Annotated in this window: 2 protein-coding genes; both read right to left on the reverse strand. The window is 69.0% G+C overall.

What is annotated here, in order from left to right:
• Nucleotides 1–89: sugar phosphate nucleotidyltransferase (locus PKE99_RS39350; protein WP_271215155.1), on the reverse strand; the 89-nt coding region annotated here is incomplete at its 3' end.
• Between the two features lie 2 nt (nucleotides 90–91).
• A partial coding sequence (locus PKE99_RS39355) for an SDR family oxidoreductase (RefSeq protein ID WP_271215154.1) occupies nucleotides 92–597 on the reverse strand: 506 nt, incomplete at its 5' end.

Raw genomic sequence — 597 nt, forward strand, 5'->3', positions numbered from 1 at the left:
ACCGTCAGAAGCTGCTTCGAGACGCCGATGGTGATCGGGTAAAGCCGCGTGCCCGGGCCGCCGGCCAGAATGATCCCCTTGCGCTGCATCGTCACACTCCCTTCACTTCGGCAACCACCCGCGCCAGCGCGGCCCGCCAGTCCGGCGGTGTAATGTCGAATTCCGCCGTCAATGCGGAGCAATCAAGGCAGGAGTTCAGCGGCCGCCGCGCCGGGGTCGGGTACTCGGCGGTCGGGATGTCCTCGATCGTGACCGCCCTTCCGGCAAGGGCGAATGTTTCGCGCGCGAAACCGGCCCAGCTGGTGGCGGGCGTGCCCGCGAAATGATGCGTGCCGCCCGGCGCGCCGTCGCGCAGCGCGCGGGCCAGATGTAGGCAGGTGGCCGCGATGGCATCGGCCGGCGTCGGGCCGCCGGTCTGGTCGGCGACGATGCGCAGATGATCGCGGCTGGCGCCGAGCTTCAGCATGGTTTTCACGAAATTCGTGCCATGGGCCGAAAACACCCAGGAGGTGCGCAGGATCACCTGCCGCCCGCCTCCCGCCCGCACCGCCTGTTCGCCTGCAAGCTTCGTGCGGCCATAGGCATTGAGCGGGGCAG

This window comes from Pseudonocardia halophobica, assembly GCF_027922425.1.
Lineage (GTDB): Bacteria > Actinomycetota > Actinomycetes > Mycobacteriales > Pseudonocardiaceae > Pseudonocardia > Pseudonocardia halophobica.